Source organism: Acinetobacter higginsii (genome assembly GCF_000369845.1).
Taxonomy (GTDB): Bacteria; Pseudomonadota; Gammaproteobacteria; order Pseudomonadales; family Moraxellaceae; genus Acinetobacter; species Acinetobacter higginsii.
Window position 1 is genome coordinate 1 of the sequence record NZ_KB850220.1, and the last position, 1,819, is coordinate 1,819.

Sequence of the window (1,819 nt, forward strand, 5' to 3'; positions counted from 1 at the left end):
TGAAGCACATGAATGATTCATGGCAGCGCATGATTCAAACGAAACGATTTAAATCGGGTGTTGCTGGGTTTTTAAGAACTACGGAAGTGACCAGGGGCAACGATGGCGACATGATGGCACATCCGCATTTTCATGCCTTGTTGCTAGTGAAACCAAGCTACTTCAAAGGGCAAGGGTATATAAAACAAGGTGATTGGGTAGAGATGTGGGCAAAAGCTCTAAGGGCTGATTACTTGCCATCGGTGAACGTAAAAGCGGTTAAAGCGACTTTAGACGAGAAAGGACGTAAGCAACTCGACAAAGCAATCTGCGAAACACTCAAGTACAGCGTAAAACCGTCAGATTTGGCGTTAGAACGTGATAAGGGTGCTTGGCTGCATGAGATGACCAAGCAAGTCCATAAGATGCGTTTTATCGCAACAGGGGGCGTTTTAAAGGGGGTTCTCAAGCCAGAGGATGAAATCACCACAGAAGAAATGATTTCTTCATCTGAAGAAGTGCAGGACGTTGGAGAGGGTCGGGTAGCATTTCAGTTTAAACCCGAATATCGCAGATATGTTTATGCGCCAAAATATAACGAATATGCAGAGTGATTTTTAGGGTCTAGGGATGAAATCCCTAGCGAATGAACTTTATCTCGAAGAGTAAAGTGTAGTGAGTACACTTTTCCCAAAGGGTACACTTTTCCCAAAGGGTACACTTTTCCCAAAGGGCGCACTTAGCCATTGAGTCCAATGAGTGCTGAAAAAGCAATGCAAGGATACATAGCTACCCCTCCGCTTCGCTCCGTGATGCCATGACCTTGATCAGGGGCTTTACCCCCGATACCCCCAAAAACAGCAAAAACGAAAAATTAAAATTTTCCTTTTTTGCTGTTTCCGAAAAAACCGAACGAGTGTCTACGAGTGACGACCCCACCATAAAAATTAAAAACCTCCTTTCCCTGATTACAATCTTCCTTTTGCTAAAAAACGGGAGTTGCCGAGCCATCCCGAATGGGTGGCGACTTTCGGTAGAGTTTTGGAAAGTGTCACTACCCATCAGTAGTGACGCTTTCCAAAACGATGACCACAAAAGAGCTATAGAAAAAAATTCCACGTGATTGCCACGTGACGGAAAAAAAATCATGGAAAAAACGCTATTTGAAAGATAGAAAAAATTGGATTTTTCGGGGTGTTTTTCCTTGTATTTATTATTAAGGGATAACTCTGATTATTGAAAATAGGGTCTAAGCCTTTAGCAGTATAGCTTTGAGGGTAATTTGACAGGTCAATAAAAAAGCTCGTATAGTTGAGGTGCGACCCTTACAACTTAAACGAGCTTTTTCATGTCTCAATCTTGCCATGATTCCGACCTTGGAATCAATTTTTTAACAGAAATTTCACCTCATGAAGTTTCTTGGGATCAACATCGTTCTGATGCCGAATCCGTTAAAATTCTCTATAACTATGCTGTCGAATTTTCACAATATGCTGACCGTATTAACGGCTGTTCTGGCATTTTGAAATTTGGCGTTAACCCTGATCAGGGAAAATTAGTTCTCAAGCAAGCATTCTTTTGCCGTGTCCGTCATTGCCCTGTGTGTCAATGGCGCAGATCTCTACTATGGAGGGCGGTTATGTTTCAGCAATTGCCAAAAATCCAAGAACTCTACCCTACCCATCGGTGGGTATTTCTAACCTTGACCGTAAAAAATCCACCAGTAAGCGAACTTCGGGGAACCTTGAAGCACATGAATGATTCATGGCAGCGCATGATTCAAACGAAACGATTTAAATCGGGTGTTGCTGGGTTTTTAAGAACTACGGAAGTGACCAGG

Annotated in this window: 2 protein-coding genes; both read left to right on the forward strand. The window is 42.7% G+C overall.

Annotated features, from left to right (window positions below; genetic code table 11):
- On the forward strand, positions 1 to 593 hold a 593-nt coding region (locus tag F885_RS05390), incomplete at its 5' end, for a protein rep (RefSeq protein ID WP_005320825.1).
- Positions 594 to 1,327: 734 nt separating this feature from the next.
- Positions 1,328 to 1,819 (forward strand): protein rep (locus F885_RS05385; RefSeq protein ID WP_005320827.1); only part of this gene is annotated, 492 nt, incomplete at its 3' end.